Source organism: Bacillus sp. SB49 (genome assembly GCF_000469135.2).
GTDB lineage: Bacteria > Bacillota > Bacilli > Bacillales > Halobacillaceae > Halobacillus.
This window is the reverse complement of record NZ_CP048117.1, coordinates 278,929-300,412: the sequence shown is the minus strand read 5'-3', so window position 1 is coordinate 300,412 and position 21,484 is coordinate 278,929. Positions and strand designations below refer to the sequence as shown.

Below are 21,484 nucleotides of genomic sequence, written 5' to 3'. Positions count from 1 at the left end.
CCCTCCATCTACCTCATTACACTTCCACCGGAAATCTTCATGGATTCTCCTACTATATTAAGCGAAGCATCTGTCAATAGATAAACAATAGACCGCGCCACTTCCTCTGCCGTACTCAACCTTCCAGAAGGAATCCCTTCCTCTGCAATACGGCGCTGCTCCTCGTAACTCTTCCCTTCCCTCTCACCTTTTGCACGTATGGATGCCTGTCCCATAGATGTATCCACATAGCCGGGGCAGACGGCGTTCACTCGAATTCCATGTTCAATCGCTTCATAAGCAAACGATTGGGTGAAGCCCGTGATTGCGAATTTTGATGCACTATATGCCGTATTACTGTGTGTGCCTCGCAAACCGGATAAGGAGGAAAGGTTAACGATCGATCCTTTTCCAGTTGTCTTCATTTCATTATAAACTAACTGAGTAAAGAGGACCGTCGCAAAGTAGTTGAGTTCCATTACTTTACGCAACTCATCTTCATTCAACTCTTCCAATGCTCCACCGCCGATAACACCGGCAGAATTGACAAGACCATTTATCGGCCCCATAGCGCTCGCTGCTTCGCGAACAATCTTCTTTCTGTCCTCTTCTTTATTCAAATCTGCCTGAACGACGTAGACTTCCGCATCTTCCCGTATGGAGGCAAGAGACTCTTTCCGTTCGTCCAGTTTCCCACCATTTCGTCCAGTAATCGTCACATGACCTCCAGCACGGACAATTTCTTTCGCCGCTTCGAAGCCGATTCCGCCTGTAGCACCTGTAACAATAGTATGTGTTCCTTCTAACGCCTGTTCAGAAAAAATGTTCATCCCTATCTCCTCCTTAGCGTCACGATATCCTCTGTACGACGGCACTAAACCTATGTAATAAAAAATCAGCGCTTAACGAACGGATTCCGTCGTTGAAGCGCTGATCCACGGGACAACTTTTTTAAGAAAGTCTGCCATGTTTATTCTTTTCTTGTTTCTTCTCATAGCTACCTACACCACTTCTAATGTTATTTCCGTTTGTTCTGCTTCCGGAAAGACAATAGAACCTTTCCACTACGTGTACGTTTCAGACCTTTTGACTTTTCCTGCGTTTGACCTTCCGGGCTGTTTTTGTAGTCCTGGTCGAAAAGCTCACGAGCTTTTGAATAGAGCAGAGTCATAGTGGTGTCCTCCTTTTCTTTATGGGATTATAATTCGATTCCCCCTGATAATATTAGTAAAACATCGTAAAAGCAAGAGATTTTTATTATTTTTATGTTTTTTTATAAATGAACCATCTATAAGCTCATTTTTCGACATATATCACGGTCTTTTCGCGTATTTCACAAAATATTCCCGCCTGTATTTATGATCAAACATAAAAAAAGACGACACGTAAAACGTATCGTCTCTGCATCTATATGATTAATTCAATACTTTAACTTCTACTGTTTTTCGTCCGAAATCAAGTGCATCTGATTGTTCAGGTACGAAGACATCAATACGGTTACCTTGGATTGCACCACCAGTATCGGCAGCGATTGCTTTACCATAACCTTCTACATAGACTTCAGAACCTAATGGGATGACATCAGGGTCGACGGCTACAACCTTCTGATCAGGATTAGCACGCAAGTCTACACCTGTAGCTGTTGTACCAGAGCAGCCTTCACAGAAAGCAGTGTACGCTGTAGCTTCCATCGTCAATGTTTTCGCTGCTTCTTCTTGAGCAGGCTCACTGGATGTTGGTTCTGCTTTCGCTTCCTGCTTCTCTGCTTCAGCAGGTTCAGGAGCCTGTTCCTGTTGTTCCTTCTCTACAGGTTGGGAAGCTTCAGGAGCTGCGTCAGCTTCGCCATTACTATGAAGCTTGAGTTCATCTCCAGGGAAAATCAATGCAGAATCCAAACCATTCCATGCTTTCAGATCACTTACACTTACATTATTAGCTTGTCCAATGCTGAAAAGCGTGTCTCCTGGTTTTACTGTGTGGACATCCGCAGATTTGCTTTGTCCGTCGACAGAAAGGTTCTGATCGGGGAAGATCAAGTTAGAAGTTAGTCCGTTTGCTGCTTTTATATCTTCAACAGAGACTCCATTCGCTTGGGAAATGGACCAAAGCGTGTCTCCTTTATTTACTGTTACCTCTTCTGCACTTACTGAAGTTGCTGTTACTGCCGAAATCGAAGCGACCGCCGCCAAAGATACTACTGTTTTTTTCATAATTGTTATTTCCTCCTTGGGTAAACAGTCTTGCTAAACGATTTGTTTAGGCACTGTTTAAAATCACAAGTACTACTCTAACATGTGTATCGGAAAAGCCAATAACAGGACAGCAACAATATCATTGCAAACATTACAACGACTTTACTTCCTTGTCATATAGTATAATTCCTTACATTTCTGCATAAAAATAGACCTCTGCATCCGCAGAAGCCTATTTTTATGAACTTACCTCTTTCCTTAACCTCTTTGTACATTACAATAGTGCACGATAGCATCGTTTAGAAATGCGGGGTACCCCTCTCTCCATTTCTCAAGATTGGAGCGGAACCGCTCATCGTTTACATACATGTCGGCAAGACCGCGGAAGATCTCCAAGGTACATTCATAGAAATAGTCTGTGATATGCTGCCGCTTCTTACCGATCCACTTTTGAACCTCCGCATCTTCCGGTCCTTTATCCATGATAGAAACCAAGTGACGGTCGATGGCATCCATATCCTGTTTCATCCTTTTCCAGTCTTCTTCGGAATAAGATTTTGTCTTTCTTGCTGATTCCTTGTACGCAGCTGTGTTTCCCCAGCGATTGTTTACTTCCTGCTCATATTTCTTTTGATGCTCCTCAATCGAGCGACTGTCAAAGGGCTCTAAACGATCTTTATTCTCCATAACCGTTCCTCCTTGAATTGAGGCAAGCGTGCGGTCGACAGATTCAATCATCCGATCCAAACGGTGTCGTTTCTCCACTAACATGTACCGGTGATGAGCAAGTGCCTTTCGCTCATCAAATTCGGGGTCGTCTAGTATCTGTTGAATCTTTACTAAAGAAAGATCCATTTCACGGAAGAAAAGAATTTGTTGAAGCCTCGCTATTTCACTCTCCCCATAAAGTCGATACCCATTAGAAGCGATGGTCCGTGGAGAAAGCAAGCCGATGTGATCGTAATGATGCAGCGTGCGCACACTGCATCCGGCCAGATCCGCTACCTCTTTTATTTTCATCATAGGTGATCACCTCTTCTTAAGCTTATGATATGACGTCACGTCAAGGTCAATAGCTTTTCTTGTCATTAATTGTAGTTTTATGATCCGTAGAGGGTTTTGACGGGCAACTGAAGAATTATTAGCTATGACATTCTTTATAAGGTTGTGTTCCTATGAATATGTACTGCCAGAGTGCTTTCCACCAATTAGAGATCGTGATCGCTTCCATATCAGAAATGGTAGGCCAACTCTCGGAGGATGACCTCAAGCTTCGTCCGACGGAAGGGAAATATTCCATTGGAGAACTTCTTGAACATATCGCTGTCATTCCGGCAGCAGACGGAGCAATTATTGAAGAGCGGTCCAAAGATGAGATGGAACAGTTCTATGAGTCAATATCCCTTAAGAAAAAAGAGGCCATTCTGGAAAAGCTGTTTGAACATTTTTCCCAATTGAAATTTCAATTTGAGCATTATACGGAGGAGCATCTATACACGGAAACAACTTCATGGTGGGGAGTATCCCACACCCGTTTTGAATGGCTCCTGCAAATTATCGCTCATATGTACCATCACAGAGGGCAGCTTCATGCGATGCTCGTCCACACGTATAAGAAGGATCCGGAAATCATGTTATTCGAATAAGCAGACGGAAAGTGCGAATTAAAAGCGAAAGAAACCGACTTCTCTTTTCCTATGAAAGGTCTGAGGGCCGGTTTCTTTGCCGTGGTTTCGAACCACTTCTTATTTTCTGCCAAGATCCGTCTGAATGTCCTCTTTGTACGCATAAGAGAAAAGTAAAGAAACTAAAATGGCTCCTCCAATTAAATTACCGATACTCGCGGGTACCAAATTGAAGAAAATATATTCGTACCACGTGTATTTATCAGATACGAGGAAACCCATACTGAAATACCCCATATTCGCGGCGCTGTGCTGGAAGTTACCGGCTACGAACAAGACGACAGGGAGCATAGTTCCAAGAATCTTCCCTGTTATATCCCTTGCAGCAGTCGTAAGAAATGCGGCCATCCCGATCAGCCAGTTCGCCAGGATCCCGGAAACGAGAACCTGAAACCACCCCAGGACACCATGATCCATGAACTTCATTTTATTCTCCAGGTACATAGTCAATTCCGGATAGAAGGTAGAAGAAAAGGATCCGGACAACTCGATCAGCACGGCTACCAAAAAAGCCCCGATCAGGTTACCAATGTAGGTGGATGCCCAGAACTTATATATATTCCCTTTCATTAACCCTGACTTATTAAATAAATAAGACGGTAGAAGGACGTTGATTTCCGTAAACAAAACGGCTCCGGATATAAACACCATCGAATACCCGGCTGCAAACCCGAGACCAGCAAGCAGGTGGAACAGCCCTTTCGTTTCCACCCCTTCGGAAAGCAATATGGAAAAGACAGCCCCGAAGGTCATGAATGATCCTGCCGTCAATGCTAACAGGAATTGAGCCCGGAAAGGCTTACTTAGGTGATCCCTACCTTTTTCACCAAATCCGTCAACGATTTGCGAAGGGATATAGAACTGCCTGCTCGGCTCGTCCTTTTTCTTCTCTTCTATATCTTCCGATTGATTACGGTTTTTTTCGTCATTTTCTGCCATTTATCATCCCTCCAATGACATAACTATTCCCCATCTGACTTTTTCTGTAACCTTTCTGTATAACATTCCTGCTTTGAAACAGGTTAATAATAAAAGGTAAAGGAGGAAGCTCATGGCAAGGGATCTACTTTGTCTCGCTTGTAACGGGGAAGGTCTGCTTATGGATGATGAAGAATGGCGGTACACGTGCAAGATTTGCGGGGGAAGCGGGATGCAGCCACAGAACAGCACCGTGTACGACAAACAAGCCGCCGATGTAGACGAAACAAACCGCACCTTGGACTAGTTCATAAAAAAACACCGCATGCTGATGCATGCGGTGTTTCTATTCAGGTCACTGTACCATCCAAAGGCTTCCTCGACTTTCTGACAAGAGCTACGATTCCAGCTACCAGATAAGCAGCGCCTCCGAAAATTCCAAGGAACAACGTCGCTAATGTCAGAACGATCGCGGAAACGATCAGCATGATCCCTGCCGCTTTCGGCTTCTTGTTACCGATAAGGAAGATCAGAGCAAGGATTCCCACTGCCAGACCGATGATGGAAGCAATCAGGACAAATTGACCAAGTGACTCGAACATCGTCAACAGCTGCCCCGACGTAAAATCCTCGGCCCCAGGCTGTGCTTGGAATTCGGAGGAATTTATGAAATTCTCCACGCCTTCTCTTACTCCGGGATCATCTATTCCACCCATGACCACAGTACTGACAAACAGAGGGATTCCGAAAAGAACCATACCAATGACCGTCAATACGATTTCAACCGTTCGCTTCACATTCATTCCTCCTGATCATCAGGCTCCAGCAACATCCCTCTTCGTAAAGAATGTCCAAGCGAGCACGATGAATATGATGTAATATACGGCCAGTACAGCAACGGAAAAGCCTGCTGTCAAACCTTCCAACATAGGTGTGCCCTCTAAATATACCGTCAAATCCGTGTTGGCAAACAGAATATACTTCGCCCAATCTTTGTCTGCAAGGAAAACAATGATCATATTTCCAGCCATCATCAAGAAGATTGCTACACCAATGGCCAGCGCACTGTTACGGAAGACAGCAGATATCATAAAGGCAAACGTTGCCATAATAAGCAGGTTAACAGAACTTAATAAGTACTGCTTAAGTGTATGGGAGAATATTTCCGCAGACTGCATTTCTCCACCTTGGCTGAAGACATACGCCTGTGAAGGATCTCCGAAGCCGAACAATACCGTCCCTAACAAGAAGGAAAGAACGTATAAAACTACGAGTGCAGTAAGAGCGAAAATCAATACCGATACATATTTAGACAACAGTATCTTTGCTCTGGAGATCGGACGGATCAACAGCAGCTTGATCGTTCCCCACCGGAATTCGTTGGCTGTGATTCCTGCCGCTACAATAATCGTCAATAAGCTTACTACAGAAACAAGACCGCGATTCTCCTGAACGAAGGACCAGACATTGTATTCCACCGGTTTAATATCATTATCAATGCGGTACTGGTTCTCTTCTACATCATAATAATTAGGATACTTGATTTCCGGAGCCTGGCCGCTCTCTGTCTCCCCTGTCAACTGCGCGTTCTGCTCCTGAAGTTCTTCTTTCCAGTTGTCTCCTGTCGGCGCATCTCCACCTGTGAATGACTCGTCCACTTTAAGCAGCGCGCCGAACGCTATGACAAGCACACCTAAAACGATAAGCATGATCCATGTCGCTTTCTGGGCATATAACTTCATTTGTTCATTTTTAACTAACTGTATAAAATTATTCAATCTTTCCCTCTCCAATCAAATCAAGGAATTTATCCTCAAGCGTCGAACGATTCACGTTCACACTGTAGATGTTGATATTCTTCGCTACAAGACCGGCAATAACGCGCGGGATGTCCTCTTTCTCAATCGTAAGGGTAAGCTGTTCTTTAGCGAGTACCGTCTTCGTATCGGTCAGTTCATCCAAAGCCGCCTTTGCTTCTTCCAACGGCTCCGCCTCGATCGATACTTCCTTCTTATCCGTCTGCTGCAAAGCTTCATTAACGGTCTGAATGGAAATGAGCTCTCCATTCTTTATGATGCCGATTCGATCACACATCATTTCCATTTCAGAAAGGATGTGACTCGATACGATTACCGCTACACCTTCCTCTTCGGCTAGACGACGGATATAAGCTCGGATCTCCCGAATACCACTAGGATCCAATCCATTTGTCGGTTCATCGAGGATCAGGACAGAAGGATTATGTAAGAGAGCTTGTGCAATTCCTAAGCGTTGTCGCATCCCTAGAGAATATTTCCCTACCTTATCCTTCATCCGACCTTCCAAACCGACAAGGCGGACCACTTCTTCGATCCGTTCCTTCGTAACACCCGGAATCATTCTTGAATAGTGAAGCAGGTTCTTCCAACCGCTCATAAACGGATACATTTCCGGATTCTCCACGATACCACCGACGTGACGGATCGCATCTTTGAAATCGTTACGGACGCTGTGCCCTTTAATGATGACGTCTCCTTCCGTCATCCCGATCAAACCGACCATCATTCGGATGGTGGTCGTTTTCCCTGCACCGTTAGGACCAAGGAAACCAAATACTTCCCCACCGTATATATCAAAGTCCAGTCCTTTAATAATCGGCTTCTTCCCTATCGTTTTCTTCAAATTCTTTAACTGCATTACGGGTTCCGTCAAGAAAACCCCTCCTTTTTCTTCGACACACCTAATCTACGACATCAGACAACAAAAGTTTCACTATTTAAGAATTTTTTTACAAAAAACTCCTTCTCGGGAGCTCCTGCATAGAAGCTCTCGTCTATCTTTGTTAAACTAGATAAAGAAATGAGCGTTTAGGGGGAATGATAAAGTGAAAATCGTATCGATCGAACCGACGCCCAGTCCAAATTCAATGAAAATCAATGTAAATGAGAAACTGCCGGATGGTAAGGCTCACAACTATAAAAAGGGAGACGATTTAACAGATGCTCCCGATTTTATCCAGCATTTATTTGAGATTGAAGGAGTCAAAGGGATCTATCATGTGACCGATTTTCTTGCACTCGAACGAAACGGCCGTACAGCTTGGGAAGATATCCTCCCGAAAGTGAGGCACGTATTCGGTTCTGTCGTTCCGGAGCAGCCGGAGGAAACAAAAGGCGCCGGGAGTGATGATCCGTTCGGGGAAGTCAGGGTTTACATTCAACAGTTCCGGGGCATTCCGATGCAGGTGAAACTGGAGGAAGGCGAAGAGGAAATCCGTGTCGGTCTGCCGGAACGTTTCATGAATGCAGCGATGAAAGCAGCACCAGCCTCTCCGAATATGATCATGGAGAGGAAATGGATCGAACAGAATCCGAGATACGGGAGTACAGAAGAAATCGGAGAGCAGGTAAAAGAAGAATTATCTGCAAGCTACGACGAGAAACGACTGGAAGACCTTGTTAAACAAGCGTTTGATCAAGAAACGAATCCCGTCGAAAAGCATCCTTCCGAGTCGAAAATCACACTCGAAACACTGGACGATGCCGATTGGAAGGTTCGCTATGCAGCCCTCGACCGTATGGAACCGACAGCAGACGATTATGAAGTTCTCGACAAAGCGCTGGATGACGATAAGGCATCCATCCGTCGTTTGGCGACCGCCTACTTAGGCATGATCGAAGAAGTGGAAACACTCCCCTACCTCTATAAGGCTCTGCGGGATACTTCCGTAACAGTCCGCCGTACTGCCGGCGACTGCCTGTCAGATCTTGGCTTCAAAGAAGCGATGCCTCCGATGATCGAATCTTTGTCCGATGCCAACCGCCTGGTCCGCTGGCGGGCAGCTATGTTCCTTTATGAGCTTGGAGATGAATCTGCCCTTCCGGCTTTGAAGCAGGCGGCTGATGACCCTGAGTTCGAAGTAAAAATGCAGATTAACATGGCCATCGAACGAATCGAAGGTGGAGAAGAAGCCAAAGGATCCGTCTGGCACCAAATGACACAGGCAACGAAACAAAAAGAACAATAGGAGGCAAAAGTGATGAACCCATATGAAGCCTATATGAAAGAAATTTCCCAACCGATGAGAGATGAATTAACTAATGCCGGCTTTCAGGAACTGACCACACCAGAAGAAGTGGATACTTTTATTAGTGAGACAAAAGGAACTACGCTTGTGGTCATCAATTCTGTCTGCGGATGTGCAGCAGGACTGGCCCGTCCTTCGGCCCGAGAATCACTCCATAACGAGAAGCGGCCTGAGAACCTTGTAACCGTCTTTGCCGGACAGGATAGGGAGGCGACCGCCCGAATGAGAGAATACTTGGAAGGATATGAACCTTCCTCCCCTTCCATGGCATTACTGAAAGATGGACAAGTCCTTCACTTTATCCCGCGGGAGGAAATTGAAGATTACGAAGTAGAAGAAATCACAGCCAACCTGACCGGGGCATATAACAAGTTTTGCTAAATACAAGAAAGAGCGGAAGCCTTTTGTGCTCCGCTCTTTTTTATATGCGCTAAGCAGGCTGCGACCCCTCTTCCTCGCTTTTTCCTTTCACCAGAAACAGGACCAGCAAAAGCAGAACCACGCCGATTGCTCCACTGACAATGTAACTGACATTCAAATAATTCTTCATTAATAAAGACATTAAAGGCGGGCCGGCAGCAACCCCGATAAAGCGGGAGGAACTATAGAAGGAGGTAATCGTGCCTCTTTCTTCTTTCTCGATTCCCTCCGTAATAAGCGCATCGAGCGTCGGCAGCATCGACCCGATTGCAATACCAAGCACACTGGTGACTACGAGCAGCAGAACCAACCTGTCACTGACAAAGCCTACAAAGCATACACTGGCTGCGATCATGCTTAAAGATATGGAGAGCACCCACTTCATCACTTTCGTGTCCCCTTTTATTTTCTTACCTGTTACGAAAGAAGCCACACATAAAGTGAAAAGAGGGATGGCAAGGATGAACCCCTTCTTCACTCCTTTAATATCATGGACCTTCTCCAACATATCCGACATGAAGAAAAGTACCGCGAAAAGAACGAGCATAGCATAGGCTCCGAGCAGAAAGGTCGGATACAACCATTTCCCCTCTTTCCCGAAGATCTCCTTCGTCTTGTGAATGAATTGCTTTAACGGCTGCGGTTCCGCCTTCTCATCTTTCGGAACTTTGATGAAGAAGAACACAAGAATGATGGAAATCAAGCTGAAAAAAGAGATTGAAAAAAACGGTAAGAACCATAAGAATACTGCGAACAAGGATCCGAGAATCGGACTTAGTACTTTTCCGAACGTGTTGGATGTCTCAATGATTCCGAGACAGGCACTCGTTTTCGTGTCATCGTCTTTATACAAATCACCCACAAGCGGCAAAATAATCGGCGTTGCTCCTGCTGCTCCGATCCCCTGCAGGATGCGCCCGATAATGATCCAAAAGAAAGGATCACTCCCTTTCCAAGAGGCGAATCCCGCAATGATTCCACCGACCAGCGCAAGAAACAGACTGGGAAGAATGATGATCTTCCTTCCAAATCGATCGGAAAGGTACCCGGCGACCGGTATCAGGAAAATAGCCGCTACGGAATAACTCGTAATGATGATACTGGACTGGAACGGGCTGATCCCCACCTTCTCCTCAAAGATGGGAAGAACGGGTATCAGCATGGAATTGCCAAGCGTCATCACCAAAGGGATGGACGCCATACTTATAAGACACCAACGACTCACTTTGTTTTCCATACCTACACCTCATTTACATTCTTATAATTATGGTGTCCAACCAAGCGAATATCTTGCTTGAAAAATAAAAAAAGACGCCCGGGCGGGCGTCTTTTACTTCATCCGCCATTTAGACGGCGGCTCTTTTGTATATTTAGACAGGGAAGAAGAACAGTTAGGGCAGATGACAGCCTGACTGGGAATAGACAAACAGCAGTACGGGCACTCCTTCTTAGTCATAGAGAGCATCGGGTCCTGATGCGGCTTCTTCCATCTGTTTAATTGCCGCACCACAAGAAAAACGGCAAAGAGAACGATCAGAAATCGCACAGAAGCCGTAAGGAAAAGACCGTAATTTATCGTGGGCGCTCCGGCTGCTTCCGCTGCTGATCTGGAAGAATACGCTGTACCATTCAGACTTATGAACATATTCTCTATGTCCATCTTATGATACAGGAGACCGATGGGAGGCATGAGAAGGTCCTTGACGAAGGAATCAATAAAGCCACTGAATGCTGCTCCCAGCACCATCCCTACGCCTATATCCACCGCACTTCCACGCATTGCAAACTGTTTAAACTCCCTTAAGAGACCCATACACGCCCTCCTTCCTCACCAATGTATGTAAGGAGGAGACAAGCTATGAATCGATCTACAAAACAGCCTTTTGACAGACTTCCGGTACCGAACCAAGCAAGTCATAGGTCAAGCAGATGGGACGGTTCGTCCGGGGATCCTGGACTACTTCCGCGTCGATTTGGAATACTTCCTTCAGCACGTCTTTCCGAATCACTTCTTCAGGAGTGCCTTCTCGAATCACTTTCCCTCCGCGAAGGGCCACGATATAATCAGCAAACCGTGCCGCATGATTCAAATCGTGAATGACCATGACGATCGTGCGTCCTTCTTCTCGATTAAGCTGCTCCAAAAGCTTTAAAACTTCCAACTGGTGGGCAAGATCCAAGTACGTTGTCGGCTCATCAAGAATGAGCAGTTCTGTTTCCTGCGCCAGTGCCATCGCAATCCACACCCGTTGCCGCTGTCCGCCGGATAAGGCATCGATGGAACGGTTAGAGAATTCTTCTACTCCGGTTATTTCAAGCGCCCATTGGATCACTTCTCTATCGTGATCAGACAGCTTCCCAAACCCTTTTTGGTGTGGATACCGCCCATAAGAAACCAGCTCTGAAACAGTCAGACCGCTTGGAGCTTTCGGTGTTTGCGGAAGAACACCCATCTTCTTGGCTATTTCTTTCGTCGACTCTTTTTTTATGGCTTTCCCGTCCAGATAAATGCTTCCTTCCTGAACGGAGTGGATTCTTGCCAAAGCCTTCAGAATTGTAGACTTCCCGCATCCATTCGGTCCGATGATCGTCGTAATTTGATTTTCAGGTATATCCAAATCTAAATCCCGGACGACATGATGGTCTCCATAAGCGATACCTACCTGCTCTGTCATTAGCTTTGCCATGCTGGAATCCTCCCTAAGTGTGAACGTGAAACTATCTCCGACAATGAAAATCATTATCAATATTATATAATTCCTTCCTTTTTTTCGCAAGCAGCCCCCTCTTTCAGGCATTTATAAAAAACATCTTTACGTTTCCACTTATTCGCTTATAATAAGAGCACTAACTTGAATGGAAGAAGGTGTACGGTAAATGGAGAAGAAGAGAACGGAATTGAATCCTCCTCAAATTCTAATCCTGGTCTTTTTATTCTTTATTACATTAGGAACATTTCTATTGATGCTTCCCTTCTCTACTACGGAGGGTATTACATTAGGGGATGCATTGTTTACAGCAACCTCTGCTATGACAGTAACAGGTCTTGCCGTTGTCGATACCGGGACAGCATTCACATTAGTCGGTCAGTGGGTCATTCTTGCGCTTATTCAATTAGGTGGATTAGGAATCATGACATTCGCTGTACTTATTTTCATGGCTCTCGGTAAGAAAATAGGCTTGAAAGAGCGAATGATTATTCAGCAGTCTCTAAACCAGACGGCAGTCGGAGGGATCATCCTCCTTGTTAAGAAGCTGTTGATTTTCTCCATCAGTATGGAACTGGTCGCCATCGTCCTGTTGTCCTTTCGATGGGTGCCTGAATTCGGGCTGGCCAGAGGAATTTATGTCAGCACGTTCCATGCAATTTCAGCCTTCAATAATGCTGGATTTTCCGTTTGGTCGGACAGCCTGTCCGGATATGTTACCGATCCAGTCGTCAATATAGTCATTTCCTTTTTATTCATTATCGGAGGGGTAGGTTTCACGGTCGTCTTTGACTTGTGGAAAACCAAAGATTTTCATCGACTTTCCCTCCATACGAAGACGATGCTTGTCGGAACGATTGCCATCAATGTCTTCAGCATTCTCATGATTTTCGTTTTGGAATTTAACAACCCGGAAACAATAGGAAATATGTCTACGCCAGGAAAGCTGATAGCCTCCTATTTTCAGGCGGTAACGCCGAGAACGGCCGGATTCAACACCATTGATATTGGAGCGATGGAAGACGATTCGCTTTTCTTCATGCTCATACTGATGTTTATCGGTGGGGGGAGCGCCTCTACCGCCGGAGGTATTAAACTTACTACAGCTGTGATTATCATCGTTGCTACCCTTGCTTTCTTCCGCGACAAGGAAGATTTGACTCTCTTCCGCAGAAGTCTGCGCCCAAGACTTGTCATGCGGGCTCTTGCATTGACGGTAGGCAGTGTGTTTCTTGTCTTTACCAGTACCTTCTTTTTAAACATGACGGAGGACGCCTCCTTCCTTTCCATTTTGTTTGAAGCCATTTCAGCATTCGGCACAGTCGGTCTTTCCACTGGAATTACAGGAGACTTGACCATTGCCGGAAAAATGATCCTTGTGTCGTTGATGCTTTTTGGTAAGCTGGGGCCGCTTACCTTTGCATTTGCTTTTACAAAACCACGGCCGGATCCGATCAAGTACCCAAAAGAAGAAGTATTGACCGGTTAATCAATCAAACACCCTGCCAATGGCAGGGTGTTTTTTCACACAAGGTTGTGTGCATGTATGGTTTTCTTTAAAACTGTTGCAAGCCCCTCCACTTCCTGCCTTGTGTGGCTAGGATGGAAAGAGATTCGAATGAATGTCTTCGCTTCTTCTTTCGACATTCCCATAGCGGTTAGGGCATAAGGCGTCTTACCTGCTTGACAGGCGCTGCCGGTTGAAAAGGCGTAGCCGAGTCTATTCGCCTCCAGCATCGCCCACTGACCTTCCACTCCTTTCAAACAGATTCCCACCACGGCATTCCCATTGCCGACGACACGGAATGACTCCCGGCATTCCTGCATCCTCTCAAGGAACCAGCGCTTTCTCTCGCTGATCTTCCGTTGATTTTCAATAAGATTGTCTACACTTTTACCGGCTGCTTCTGTAAATGCTGCCACTCCTGGTAAAGGAACCGTCCCTGGTCTCATGCCGGATTCGTGTGCAGGAGAAGGTGTTTTAGGCGGGACGTTCAAGGAAGGCTTTATGTAGACAGCACCGATCCCTGTTGGACCACCTATCTTATGAGCAGATAAAGAAAGGCTGTCTACCACCTTTGATACAGCACGTAAATCTTTTTTCCCGAAGGATTGTACACAATCACAGTGCATAAGAGCACCATATGTATCACAAAGTTGGTTCACTTCTTCCACAGGCTGTGTCGTACCGATGTCTCCGTTTACGTGCTGCATGATAACAAGCCCTGTCTCGTCATTCATGGTTGCTTTCAAGACCGCCATATTCAATACACCGTCTTCTGTAAACGGGATTCTCGTAACCGAAACGCCTTCCTCCTCCCATTGATCTACGAGATACTGAATGGAAGCATGCTCGCCTCCCGCTATTATCACACTCCTGTTGGGGCGGAGTGCCTGCAGCGATCTCAACGCTATTTCATTGCTCTCTGTTCCCCCGCTCGTGAAGTAAATACCTGCTTTCTCTACACCCACCATGTGAGCGATCCGTTCACGGCAGTGTTCCAATAAGCGTTTCGCATCTGTTCCAATATCATGAAGACTTCCGGTATTTCCAAAAAAATTTTTAGAAGCATGGATATAAACACTCAATGCTTCCTCTTCAATTGGGCAAGCAGCCGCGTAATCAAAGTAGTGCACTCTCATTCCCCCTCATAAACGATAAATAAAATTTCACTTGTCTTTCTATACATCTTATGTAAATATTAATGTCAATACAAGTGTAAAGACAGTAGGTGTTGGAATGAGTATGGCAGACGTAATTATTATTGGCAGCGGCGCCTCCGCCCTCCAGCTTGCGAGACATCTTCACAGGGATAAACATGTGATAATTATCACAAAGTCCCATTTACAGCATGGAAACTCTCGTCTGGCTCAGGGAGGAATTGCTGCGGCGTTGGATAGCGAAGATCGTCCTTTCTATCATTTCGAGGATACGATGAAGGCCGGATGTTCCATCAGTGACGCCCAAGCGGTACACCATTTAACCCAACAGGCTCCCGGAGTAATGAAGGAACTATCAGCAGAGGGGTGCCCGTTCGATTTAAAAGAGGATGGGAACTTCTCCCTCGGCAGGGAAGGAGCTCATTCTTACAACAGAATTCTGCACAGCGGCGGGGATCAGACAGGAAGGTACTTGATGCAGTTCCTCGCCGAAACCCTTCCTCCCAACATTTCTGTTTATGAGCATCAGCATGTGTTCGAACTAATAAAAGATTCATACGGACGCTGCTGCGGGGTCCGAAGTAAAGATCAGAATAGAAATGTCCATACTTTCCTCGCTGCCCATATCGTAATGGCCACAGGTGGGTGCGGCCAGGTTTATCCGAATACTTCGAATGCCTCTACCATTACAGGAGATGGATCAGCTCTCGCCTATCATGCTGGTGCACAACTGTCAGATATGGAATTCGTTCAATTTCACCCGACCATGCTTTACATAAACGGAGAATCCAAAGGCTTGATATCGGAGGCAGTCCGAGGAGAAGGAGCCGTACTGGTTGACGAATTTGGAAATAACCTGATGGATGGTGTCCACCCATTAATGGAGCTCGCACCTCGTCATATTGTTGCACAGCGGATCCACGAGGTGCGAAACGCCGGCCGCAGCGCCTATTTAGATATTCGTGGTGTTTCCGATTTCCCTAATAAATTTCCAGCCATTACGAAACGATGCAGGGAGCATGGCCTGTCTATCAAAGAAGGGCTTCTTCCCGTAGCTCCAGGCTGTCACTTCCAAATGGGGGGGATTCAGACAGATACGGTTGGAAGAACGTCTTTGGCCGGATTCTATGCTGTCGGTGAAGCTGCCAGTAACGGTCTGCACGGAGCAAACCGTCTAGCAAGCAACTCGTTATTAGAATGCCTGGTTTACGGAAAAAGACTGGCGGAGCACCTGAGCAGTCTTCCCCACGTGCATCCCCGTCCCCCTGTTAAACGGAAAAAAAAGAAACAACCGATGCGCATGCCGGAGCAGAGAACGATCCAAACGCACATGATGGCCAACGTCGGCATCATCCGCAGCAAAAAATCCCTGCAGAAACAGTTGGATTGGTTTTCATCCTACGAGGTGGAAGACCTTGTCTTCTGTGACCTTTCCACCCTGTCTGTCAGGCAGACCGAACTGTGCTTTCTCATGCAGACCGCATGGCTGATTACCAAATCTGCATGGGAAAGAGAAGAAAGCCGCGGCGCCCATATACGCACCGACTATCCGGACACGAAGGACGCTTGGAGCTCGAAACAAATTATTCAAGTATGGAAGAAGGAGTGGAAAATAGACGATGAACCGATTGAAACTGAAACACTGCCTGGAAACGTTCCTGCGGGAAGACGTCGGGGATAATGATTGGTGCGAATCTTTATTCGACCAAGAAACATACGGAAAAATGATTATACGAAGTAAGCAGACAGGCTGTTTTTGCGGAGGACCTGTCATCACCGAGGGATTCCGGGTACTCGATCCTTCTATTACTGTAGAGATATTGGCAGCTGAGGGAGAAGCACTTTATCCAGGCCTGGATATTGCCTCTATACAAGGCCCTCCGTCCGCTCTCCTTCAAGGAGAGCGCGTAATTTTAAACCTGATCCAAAGAATGAGCGGAATTGCTACAACGACACAGCAGGCCGTCCAGAAACTGAATAGTGACCACACGCGGATTTGTGATACTCGAAAAACAACACCGGGTCTTCGAATGTTTGAAAAATATGCCGTTCGGACAGGCGGTGGATACAACCATCGCTTTGGTTTATATGATGCCGTCATGCTTAAAGACAACCACATCGCCTGCTTCGGTTCCATCAAGACTGCCGTGAAGCAGTTGAAAGACCGAGTCGGACATATGGTGAAAATTGAAGTCGAGACGGAATCCGCCGAACAAGTACGGGAAGCGGTAGAAGCAGGAGTCGATTGTATTATGTTCGATAACCGCACACCGGAACAAGTGGCCGCGTTAGCCGGCTTGGTACCGCCGGACATCATCACAGAAGCATCCGGCGGTATTACAATGGATACTCTTCACACATACCGAAACACAGGCGTGGACTACCTGTCACTCGGCCTGCTCACCCACTCGTATCAGGCCGTCGATATCAGTGCAAATGCCTGCACAGGAAAGGAAGTGAAACGATGAATTTATTCGATCAATTAGCTGTTGAGACACCTTCTATTCCATCCATGTATAAAGAAATGACAAGGAGAGAGCTGGAAGATCGGGCGATTGCGGTCAAACAGAAACTTGGGGCGAGAGTGTTCCTCCCCGGCCACCATTACCAAAAGGACGAAGTAATTCAATTCGCCGACACGAAGGGGGACTCACTCGTTCTGGCTCAACAGTCCGCATTGCAAAAAGAAGCAGAGTCGATCATTTTTTTAGGTGTTCACTTCATGGCAGAAACAGCAGACATTTTGACAGGGGAACATCAACGCGTCTATCTTCCAGATATGCGGGCTGGATGCTCAATGGCAGACATGGCGACAAAGGCGCAGACGGAGAAAGCATGGGAGAAACTGAACGATGTGTTCGGGGACTCGATTCTACCACTGACCTATGTGAATTCCACAGCAGCGATCAAAGCATTCGTCGGGCGGCATGGAGGAGCTACGGTAACTTCATCGAACGCGGCTGGAATGGTGAAATGGGCGTTTACACAAAAGCAGCGCATCCTGTTTCTACCCGACCAGCACCTTGGGCGAAATACTGCTTATGATTTAGGAGTACCTTTAGAGAACATGGCTGTTTGGGATCCAATGAAAGAAACACTGCTTTTTGACGGTGATTGGAGTAATATACAAGTAATCTTATGGCGGGGGCATTGTTCCGTCCACGAAAATTTCACCCCCTCTAATATTGCACAAGTTCGAAAGGATCACCCGGAGATGCACATCATCGTTCATCCGGAGTGTACAAGGGAAGTCGTCGCCCGTTCAGATTCTTCCGGGTCCACGAACTTCATTATCCAAACGATTGAACAAGCCCCTCCCGGAAGCGCCTTTGCCATTGGTACCGAGATGAATCTCGTCAAGCGAATTATCAAGGACCATCCGGATAAACACATCATCTCTTTGAATCCGAATATGTGTCCCTGCCTTACCATGAACCGAATCGATCTCCCCCACCTCCTCTGGTCACTTGAGGCACTTGATGCAGGACAGGAAATAAACAGGATTACCGTTGACAAGTATATCGCCAATGATGCGAAGAAGGCCCTTTCCAGAATGCTGGAGCGAGTATAAAAAAAGGATCGTTTGAATCGCTCTCCCATCTAATCATCGCTTCCTGTAGATACGAACGCCTTATATAATAGAGGCATTTCGTTCGACATTCGTTTATAATCGAACGTAGAACGAATAAATGGAAGAGGTGCCCCCCTGATGGAGACGTTAACAAAAAAAAGACTGCAGGCATTCCTCATTGATACTGCCATATCGACTGCTGCAGCACTCACTGCGGAATATTTCCTACGTAAAAAGGTAAAAAACGAAGCATTCCATACCATCGTCACTCCCACCCTCATGATGTGGGGGCTGGAGTACATCCAACTACGCCGCTCCGGCCAAACGATCGGCTACAAGAAGACAGGACTCAAACTCGAACATGCAGACGGGCTTCCACTAACATCGGCTGTAATTGCAAAAAGGATCGGCTATAGAGATACCATCAGCACCATAGATTATATTAAATCCAAAGAATCCTTTGAAGCGGATGGCGGCGCCATTTTCCCTCATGATCGTTATGCCGGCACTGTTGTACGCAGGAAATAAGTAAACAATCCCCTGAACAGTTGTTCAGGGGATTGTTGTTTTCTTTATTCCAATGTTCTCTCTTTACTACTCTCAGCCGGAAGAACGAAAATCAGGAAAGCAGCAGCGGCAATCAGTTCACAAATGATGATTACCAGAGCCATGGGCATGCCTGATGTTCCGTCCCCAAGCCCAACAAGCGGGGAAACTACGGCTCCAATCAAGAAAGGCAGCAGCCCCAGCAGAGCGGATGCACTGCCAGCCTGCTCCCCCTGTGTTTCCATAGCAAGGGAAAAGACCGTCGTATTGATAATACCTACGCTTGAAACAGCCAGGAACAAAGCAACACACAAAAAAATTACGGACAAGGACAGAAAGATTGCAAGGAACAATGCTAACCCACCGGCTACCGCCTGCACCAGACCATATCGCAGCAGACTGCTCTCCTTTATCTTACCGGCAAGTCGACCTGTGACTTGTGTGGCGATGATCAGACCAAATCCATTAATCGCAAATACCAGACTGAACATTTGCGGGGAGAGACCGTATATATCCTGAAGGACGAACGTGGATCCTGAAATATAAGCAAACATCGATCCCATTACGAACCCTTGCGTAAGCATATAGCCGGTAAATATACGATCTCTCAACAGGAGTCCGAATGTTGAGACCGCCTCTTTCCATCCACCTGATTTTTTATTGGTATCCGGCAGTGTTTCCTTAAGTCCAAAGAGAACCGCCAGAAACATGAGTGCACCGAGAACCGCCAGAACGCCAAAGACTCCTCGCCAGGACATGACTGTGAGTAACTGTCCCCCTGCAACAGGAGCCAGTATCGGCGCAAGACCGTTGACAAGCATTAGCAGGGAAAAGAACTTCGTCAATTCCGGACCGGAGAACAAATCACGCACGCTGGCGCGGGAAATAACCATACCTGCTGCACCGGAGAGACCTTGGACAAAACGCAGGGCGATAAACACCCAGACAGATCCAGCGAACATACACAGCAGCGATGAACTGGTATAGATCACCAGAGCCGAAACGAGAGGGCCTTTCCGCCCCTTAGCATCAGAGAATGGTCCGACAAACAACTGACCGAGAGCAAGACCGATCAAACAGGCAGTCAGGCTCAGCTGAGCAATGGACGCGCTCGTGCCGAGATCATCAGCAAGTGTCGGCAGGGCCGGCAGGTACATATCGATCGTTAGTGGTCCGAATGCACTCAAAGAACCTAGAATAACAATATATACGTACAAATAAGACCGAGAGAAAATAGGATGGTCACGCACTTCTGCATGTGCCATGGTACAACACCTTCTTTCACATAATGTTTTCCATCATAATGTCTCCATCCACTGGAGAGTCAAGCATATCCTGCTTTCCCTCTCCTTATTTGCCGGCATATACAAAAACCGGATGCCCCCCTATTCACATGAGGGCATCCGGTTTTCTTTTTTACTCAAGGATTAATAACGGTTCCATTCCATAATGTCTTCCATCGGCAGGCGTGTTTTCTCAAATCCTGCTTTTGTTCCTTTACCAAGAGAAATCAACATGATAGATTCAAAGTTTTCCGGCACATGGAAAGCTTCCATGAATTGATCTACATCGTATCCTCCCATCGGAACGGTATCATAACCTTTGGCTTTCGCAGCCAGCATAAGCTGGTTGGAAATAATTCCGCCATCGATATTGGCAATCTTCGTCAAGCGCTCCTGCGGAAAGTTTCCGTACGTGTCATAGATGCTGTTTACGTACATCTCTTTCACATCTTCCGGCATGTTTCCTTTTTCTGCAATTTGATTATAGATACGACCAGCATTCTCATAGGCGTTACGATCGCTCAACACAGCGATTACGACAGAAGCGTCTACAATTTGCTGCTGATTATTAGCGATAGGAAGCAGACGTTCCTTCTCCTTCTGGTCTTCAATAATCAGAAAGCGCCATGGCTGCAGGTTACTGGATGAAGGAGCAAGAGAAGCAGTCTCCAAAATTTCCTTGATTTCTTCACGGTCTATTTTGTAATCCGCATCATAGTGGCGGACGGAACGGCGCTCTTTTGCCACCGTCAGGAAGTCCGTATCCGGCAGTTCTTTCGGCGCTGCATTGGACGGACCCATATCTTTTGCTTTATTTAGGTAATCTTCTTTACTCATTGTTTTTTCAGACATTGTATATATCTCCTTCATTAACTGTATTTAATACAAGAACAGTATAATCTTTTAACTGTTCTTTTGTCAATTACAGTTGCTTGTTAAAGTATAAAAAAAACGAGGGCTTATCCGCCTCGTTTTTTACCGCTTTATATAGTCCGCCAGCGTTCGATCGCTCAAACCATTCAGAATCCAGTCTTCCATATCATCCCTTAGTTCAGATAATGTCAGCTGCGTTTCCGGAACGAAGCAATCTTTGCTGTCCGTTTCAAATAGATCTTTCGGAATCGTTTCCGCCTTCACCGCTTCATAGATTTCCGATAGTTTAATCTCTTCTGGACGCTTCACTAGGGAATAACCACCATCTCGTCCCTCTTTCGCCTGAATCAATTCGGCTTTTACTAAATGGGTCAATATTTTTCTAAGAAAAACGGATTTGGATTCCAGCTTCTCAGCAAGCTTACCGCTTGGGCACAACCCTTCGTTACTTGCAAGGACAATCAGTGCTTTCAAAGCCATCCCGAACCACTTAATACTTGATACTTTCTCCGCCATTGTCTCACCTCTTTACCTACCCCTTATTTTGAAACAGCTATGCACAAAAGTCAAAAAAACCGCCGG

General features: G+C 46.2%; 24 protein-coding genes. 9 read left to right on the top strand and 15 right to left on the bottom strand.

Annotated elements, in window-relative coordinates; genetic code table 11:
• Nucleotides 1-8 precede the first annotated feature (8 nt).
• From M662_RS01615 to M662_RS01605, 4 genes are all read right to left on the bottom strand, one after another.
• On the bottom strand, nucleotides 9-809 hold the full coding sequence (locus M662_RS01615; RefSeq protein WP_026578887.1) for an SDR family NAD(P)-dependent oxidoreductase: 801 nt from the start codon (nucleotides 807-809) through the stop codon (nucleotides 9-11).
• 188 nt (nucleotides 810-997) lie between these two features.
• Complete coding sequence (locus M662_RS19430; RefSeq protein ID WP_008636261.1) at nucleotides 998-1,150, bottom strand: hypothetical protein; 153 nt, start codon at nucleotides 1,148-1,150, stop codon at nucleotides 998-1,000.
• 244 nt (nucleotides 1,151-1,394) lie between these two features.
• Entirely contained in the window at nucleotides 1,395-2,189 is a 795-nt protein-coding gene (locus tag M662_RS01610; protein ID WP_026578886.1) for a 3D domain-containing protein, read from the bottom strand.
• Between the two features lie 240 nt (nucleotides 2,190-2,429).
• Nucleotides 2,430-3,194 (bottom strand): MerR family transcriptional regulator, encoded by a 765-nt coding sequence (locus M662_RS01605; protein ID WP_026578885.1) that lies wholly within the window; start codon nucleotides 3,192-3,194, stop codon nucleotides 2,430-2,432.
• Nucleotides 3,195-3,346: 152 nt separating this feature from the next.
• Here M662_RS01605 and M662_RS01600 point away from each other — a divergent pair, with 152 nt between their 5' ends.
• Nucleotides 3,347-3,817: a DinB family protein gene (locus M662_RS01600; protein ID WP_026578884.1), complete on the top strand. Its 471-nt coding sequence runs from the start codon at nucleotides 3,347-3,349 to the stop codon at nucleotides 3,815-3,817.
• Nucleotides 3,818-3,916: 99 nt separating this feature from the next.
• Here the strand turns inward: M662_RS01600 and M662_RS01595 are convergent, their stop codons facing one another.
• On the bottom strand, nucleotides 3,917-4,795 hold the full coding sequence (locus tag M662_RS01595; RefSeq protein WP_026578883.1) for a formate/nitrite transporter family protein: 879 nt from the start codon (nucleotides 4,793-4,795) through the stop codon (nucleotides 3,917-3,919).
• A gap of 112 nt (nucleotides 4,796-4,907) precedes the next feature.
• Here M662_RS01595 and M662_RS19425 point away from each other — a divergent pair, with 112 nt between their 5' ends.
• A complete protein-coding gene (locus tag M662_RS19425; RefSeq protein WP_201029328.1) occupies nucleotides 4,908-5,081 on the top strand; it encodes a hypothetical protein in 174 nt (57 codons plus the stop codon).
• Nucleotides 5,082-5,124: 43 nt separating this feature from the next.
• Here the strand turns inward: M662_RS19425 and M662_RS01590 are convergent, their stop codons facing one another.
• Genes M662_RS01590 through M662_RS01580 form a run of 3 tightly spaced genes read right to left on the bottom strand, consistent with a single transcriptional unit; the run spans nucleotide 5,125 to nucleotide 7,465 of the window.
• Nucleotides 5,125-5,577: a DUF4064 domain-containing protein gene (locus M662_RS01590; protein ID WP_026578882.1), complete on the bottom strand. Its 453-nt coding sequence runs from the start codon at nucleotides 5,575-5,577 to the stop codon at nucleotides 5,125-5,127.
• A gap of 12 nt (nucleotides 5,578-5,589) precedes the next feature.
• Entirely contained in the window at nucleotides 5,590-6,552 is a 963-nt protein-coding gene (locus M662_RS01585; RefSeq protein ID WP_026578881.1) for an ABC transporter permease, read from the bottom strand.
• Entirely contained in the window at nucleotides 6,545-7,465 is a 921-nt protein-coding gene (locus M662_RS01580; protein WP_026578880.1) for an ABC transporter ATP-binding protein, read from the bottom strand. The genes M662_RS01585 and M662_RS01580 overlap by 8 nt, the downstream gene beginning before the upstream one ends.
• A gap of 172 nt (nucleotides 7,466-7,637) precedes the next feature.
• Here M662_RS01580 and M662_RS01575 point away from each other — a divergent pair, with 172 nt between their 5' ends.
• Entirely contained in the window at nucleotides 7,638-8,780 is a 1,143-nt protein-coding gene (locus tag M662_RS01575) for a conserved virulence factor C family protein (protein WP_026578879.1), read from the top strand.
• A gap of 12 nt (nucleotides 8,781-8,792) precedes the next feature.
• Nucleotides 8,793-9,221, top strand: a complete 429-nt coding sequence (locus tag M662_RS01570; protein WP_026578878.1) for a BrxA/BrxB family bacilliredoxin — start codon at nucleotides 8,793-8,795, stop codon at nucleotides 9,219-9,221.
• Between the two features lie 49 nt (nucleotides 9,222-9,270).
• On the opposite strand, the gene M662_RS01565 is transcribed toward M662_RS01570, so the two are convergent.
• From M662_RS01565 to M662_RS01555, 3 genes are all read right to left on the bottom strand, one after another.
• Nucleotides 9,271-10,497, bottom strand: a complete 1,227-nt coding sequence (locus M662_RS01565) for an MFS transporter (RefSeq protein WP_026578877.1) — start codon at nucleotides 10,495-10,497, stop codon at nucleotides 9,271-9,273.
• A 93-nt stretch (nucleotides 10,498-10,590) separates the two neighbouring features.
• Nucleotides 10,591-11,073, bottom strand: a complete 483-nt coding sequence (gene mscL, locus M662_RS01560; protein ID WP_008636230.1) for a large conductance mechanosensitive channel protein MscL — start codon at nucleotides 11,071-11,073, stop codon at nucleotides 10,591-10,593.
• 55 nt (nucleotides 11,074-11,128) lie between these two features.
• Nucleotides 11,129-11,947: an ABC transporter ATP-binding protein gene (locus tag M662_RS01555; protein WP_008636227.1), complete on the bottom strand. Its 819-nt coding sequence runs from the start codon at nucleotides 11,945-11,947 to the stop codon at nucleotides 11,129-11,131.
• Between the two features lie 190 nt (nucleotides 11,948-12,137).
• Between M662_RS01555 and M662_RS01550 the strand changes: the two genes are divergently transcribed.
• Nucleotides 12,138-13,457 carry a TrkH family potassium uptake protein gene (locus M662_RS01550; protein WP_026578876.1) on the top strand — a complete coding sequence of 440 codons (1,320 nt, stop codon included), beginning with the start codon at nucleotides 12,138-12,140 and terminating at the stop codon, nucleotides 13,455-13,457.
• A gap of 35 nt (nucleotides 13,458-13,492) precedes the next feature.
• Here the strand turns inward: M662_RS01550 and M662_RS01545 are convergent, their stop codons facing one another.
• Nucleotides 13,493-14,611 (bottom strand): IscS subfamily cysteine desulfurase, encoded by a 1,119-nt coding sequence (locus tag M662_RS01545; RefSeq protein ID WP_236096529.1) that lies wholly within the window; start codon nucleotides 14,609-14,611, stop codon nucleotides 13,493-13,495.
• 97 nt (nucleotides 14,612-14,708) lie between these two features.
• Here M662_RS01545 and nadB point away from each other — a divergent pair, with 97 nt between their 5' ends.
• The 4 genes from nadB (at nucleotide 14,709) to M662_RS01525 (ending at nucleotide 18,728) form a co-directional block, all read left to right on the top strand.
• On the top strand, nucleotides 14,709-16,310 hold the full coding sequence (gene nadB / locus M662_RS01540; protein WP_051349008.1) for an L-aspartate oxidase: 1,602 nt from the start codon (nucleotides 14,709-14,711) through the stop codon (nucleotides 16,308-16,310).
• Nucleotides 16,249-17,097, top strand: coding sequence for a carboxylating nicotinate-nucleotide diphosphorylase (gene nadC / locus M662_RS01535; RefSeq protein ID WP_026578874.1), 849 nt, complete (start codon nucleotides 16,249-16,251; stop codon nucleotides 17,095-17,097). Before nadB ends, nadC begins: the two co-directional genes overlap by 62 nt.
• Nucleotides 17,094-18,200 (top strand): quinolinate synthase NadA, encoded by a 1,107-nt coding sequence (gene nadA / locus M662_RS01530; protein ID WP_026578873.1) that lies wholly within the window; start codon nucleotides 17,094-17,096, stop codon nucleotides 18,198-18,200. Before nadC ends, nadA begins: the two co-directional genes overlap by 4 nt.
• A 138-nt stretch (nucleotides 18,201-18,338) precedes the next feature.
• Entirely contained in the window at nucleotides 18,339-18,728 is a 390-nt protein-coding gene (locus M662_RS01525) for an RDD family protein (RefSeq protein ID WP_008637633.1), read from the top strand.
• A 44-nt stretch (nucleotides 18,729-18,772) separates the two neighbouring features.
• Here M662_RS01525 and M662_RS01520 read toward each other — a convergent pair whose 3' ends face one another.
• The 3 genes from M662_RS01520 to M662_RS01510 all read right to left on the bottom strand — a co-directional run bounded on the left by M662_RS01520 (nucleotide 18,773) and on the right by M662_RS01510 (nucleotide 21,418).
• On the bottom strand, nucleotides 18,773-20,011 hold the full coding sequence (locus M662_RS01520) for a multidrug effflux MFS transporter (protein ID WP_051349007.1): 1,239 nt from the start codon (nucleotides 20,009-20,011) through the stop codon (nucleotides 18,773-18,775).
• A 162-nt stretch (nucleotides 20,012-20,173) separates the two neighbouring features.
• A complete protein-coding gene (locus M662_RS01515; protein ID WP_008637623.1) occupies nucleotides 20,174-20,881 on the bottom strand; it encodes a nitroreductase family protein in 708 nt (235 codons plus the stop codon).
• Between the two features lie 123 nt (nucleotides 20,882-21,004).
• On the bottom strand, nucleotides 21,005-21,418 hold the full coding sequence (locus M662_RS01510) for an RrF2 family transcriptional regulator (RefSeq protein WP_008637621.1): 414 nt from the start codon (nucleotides 21,416-21,418) through the stop codon (nucleotides 21,005-21,007).
• Nucleotides 21,419-21,484 lie beyond the last annotated feature (66 nt).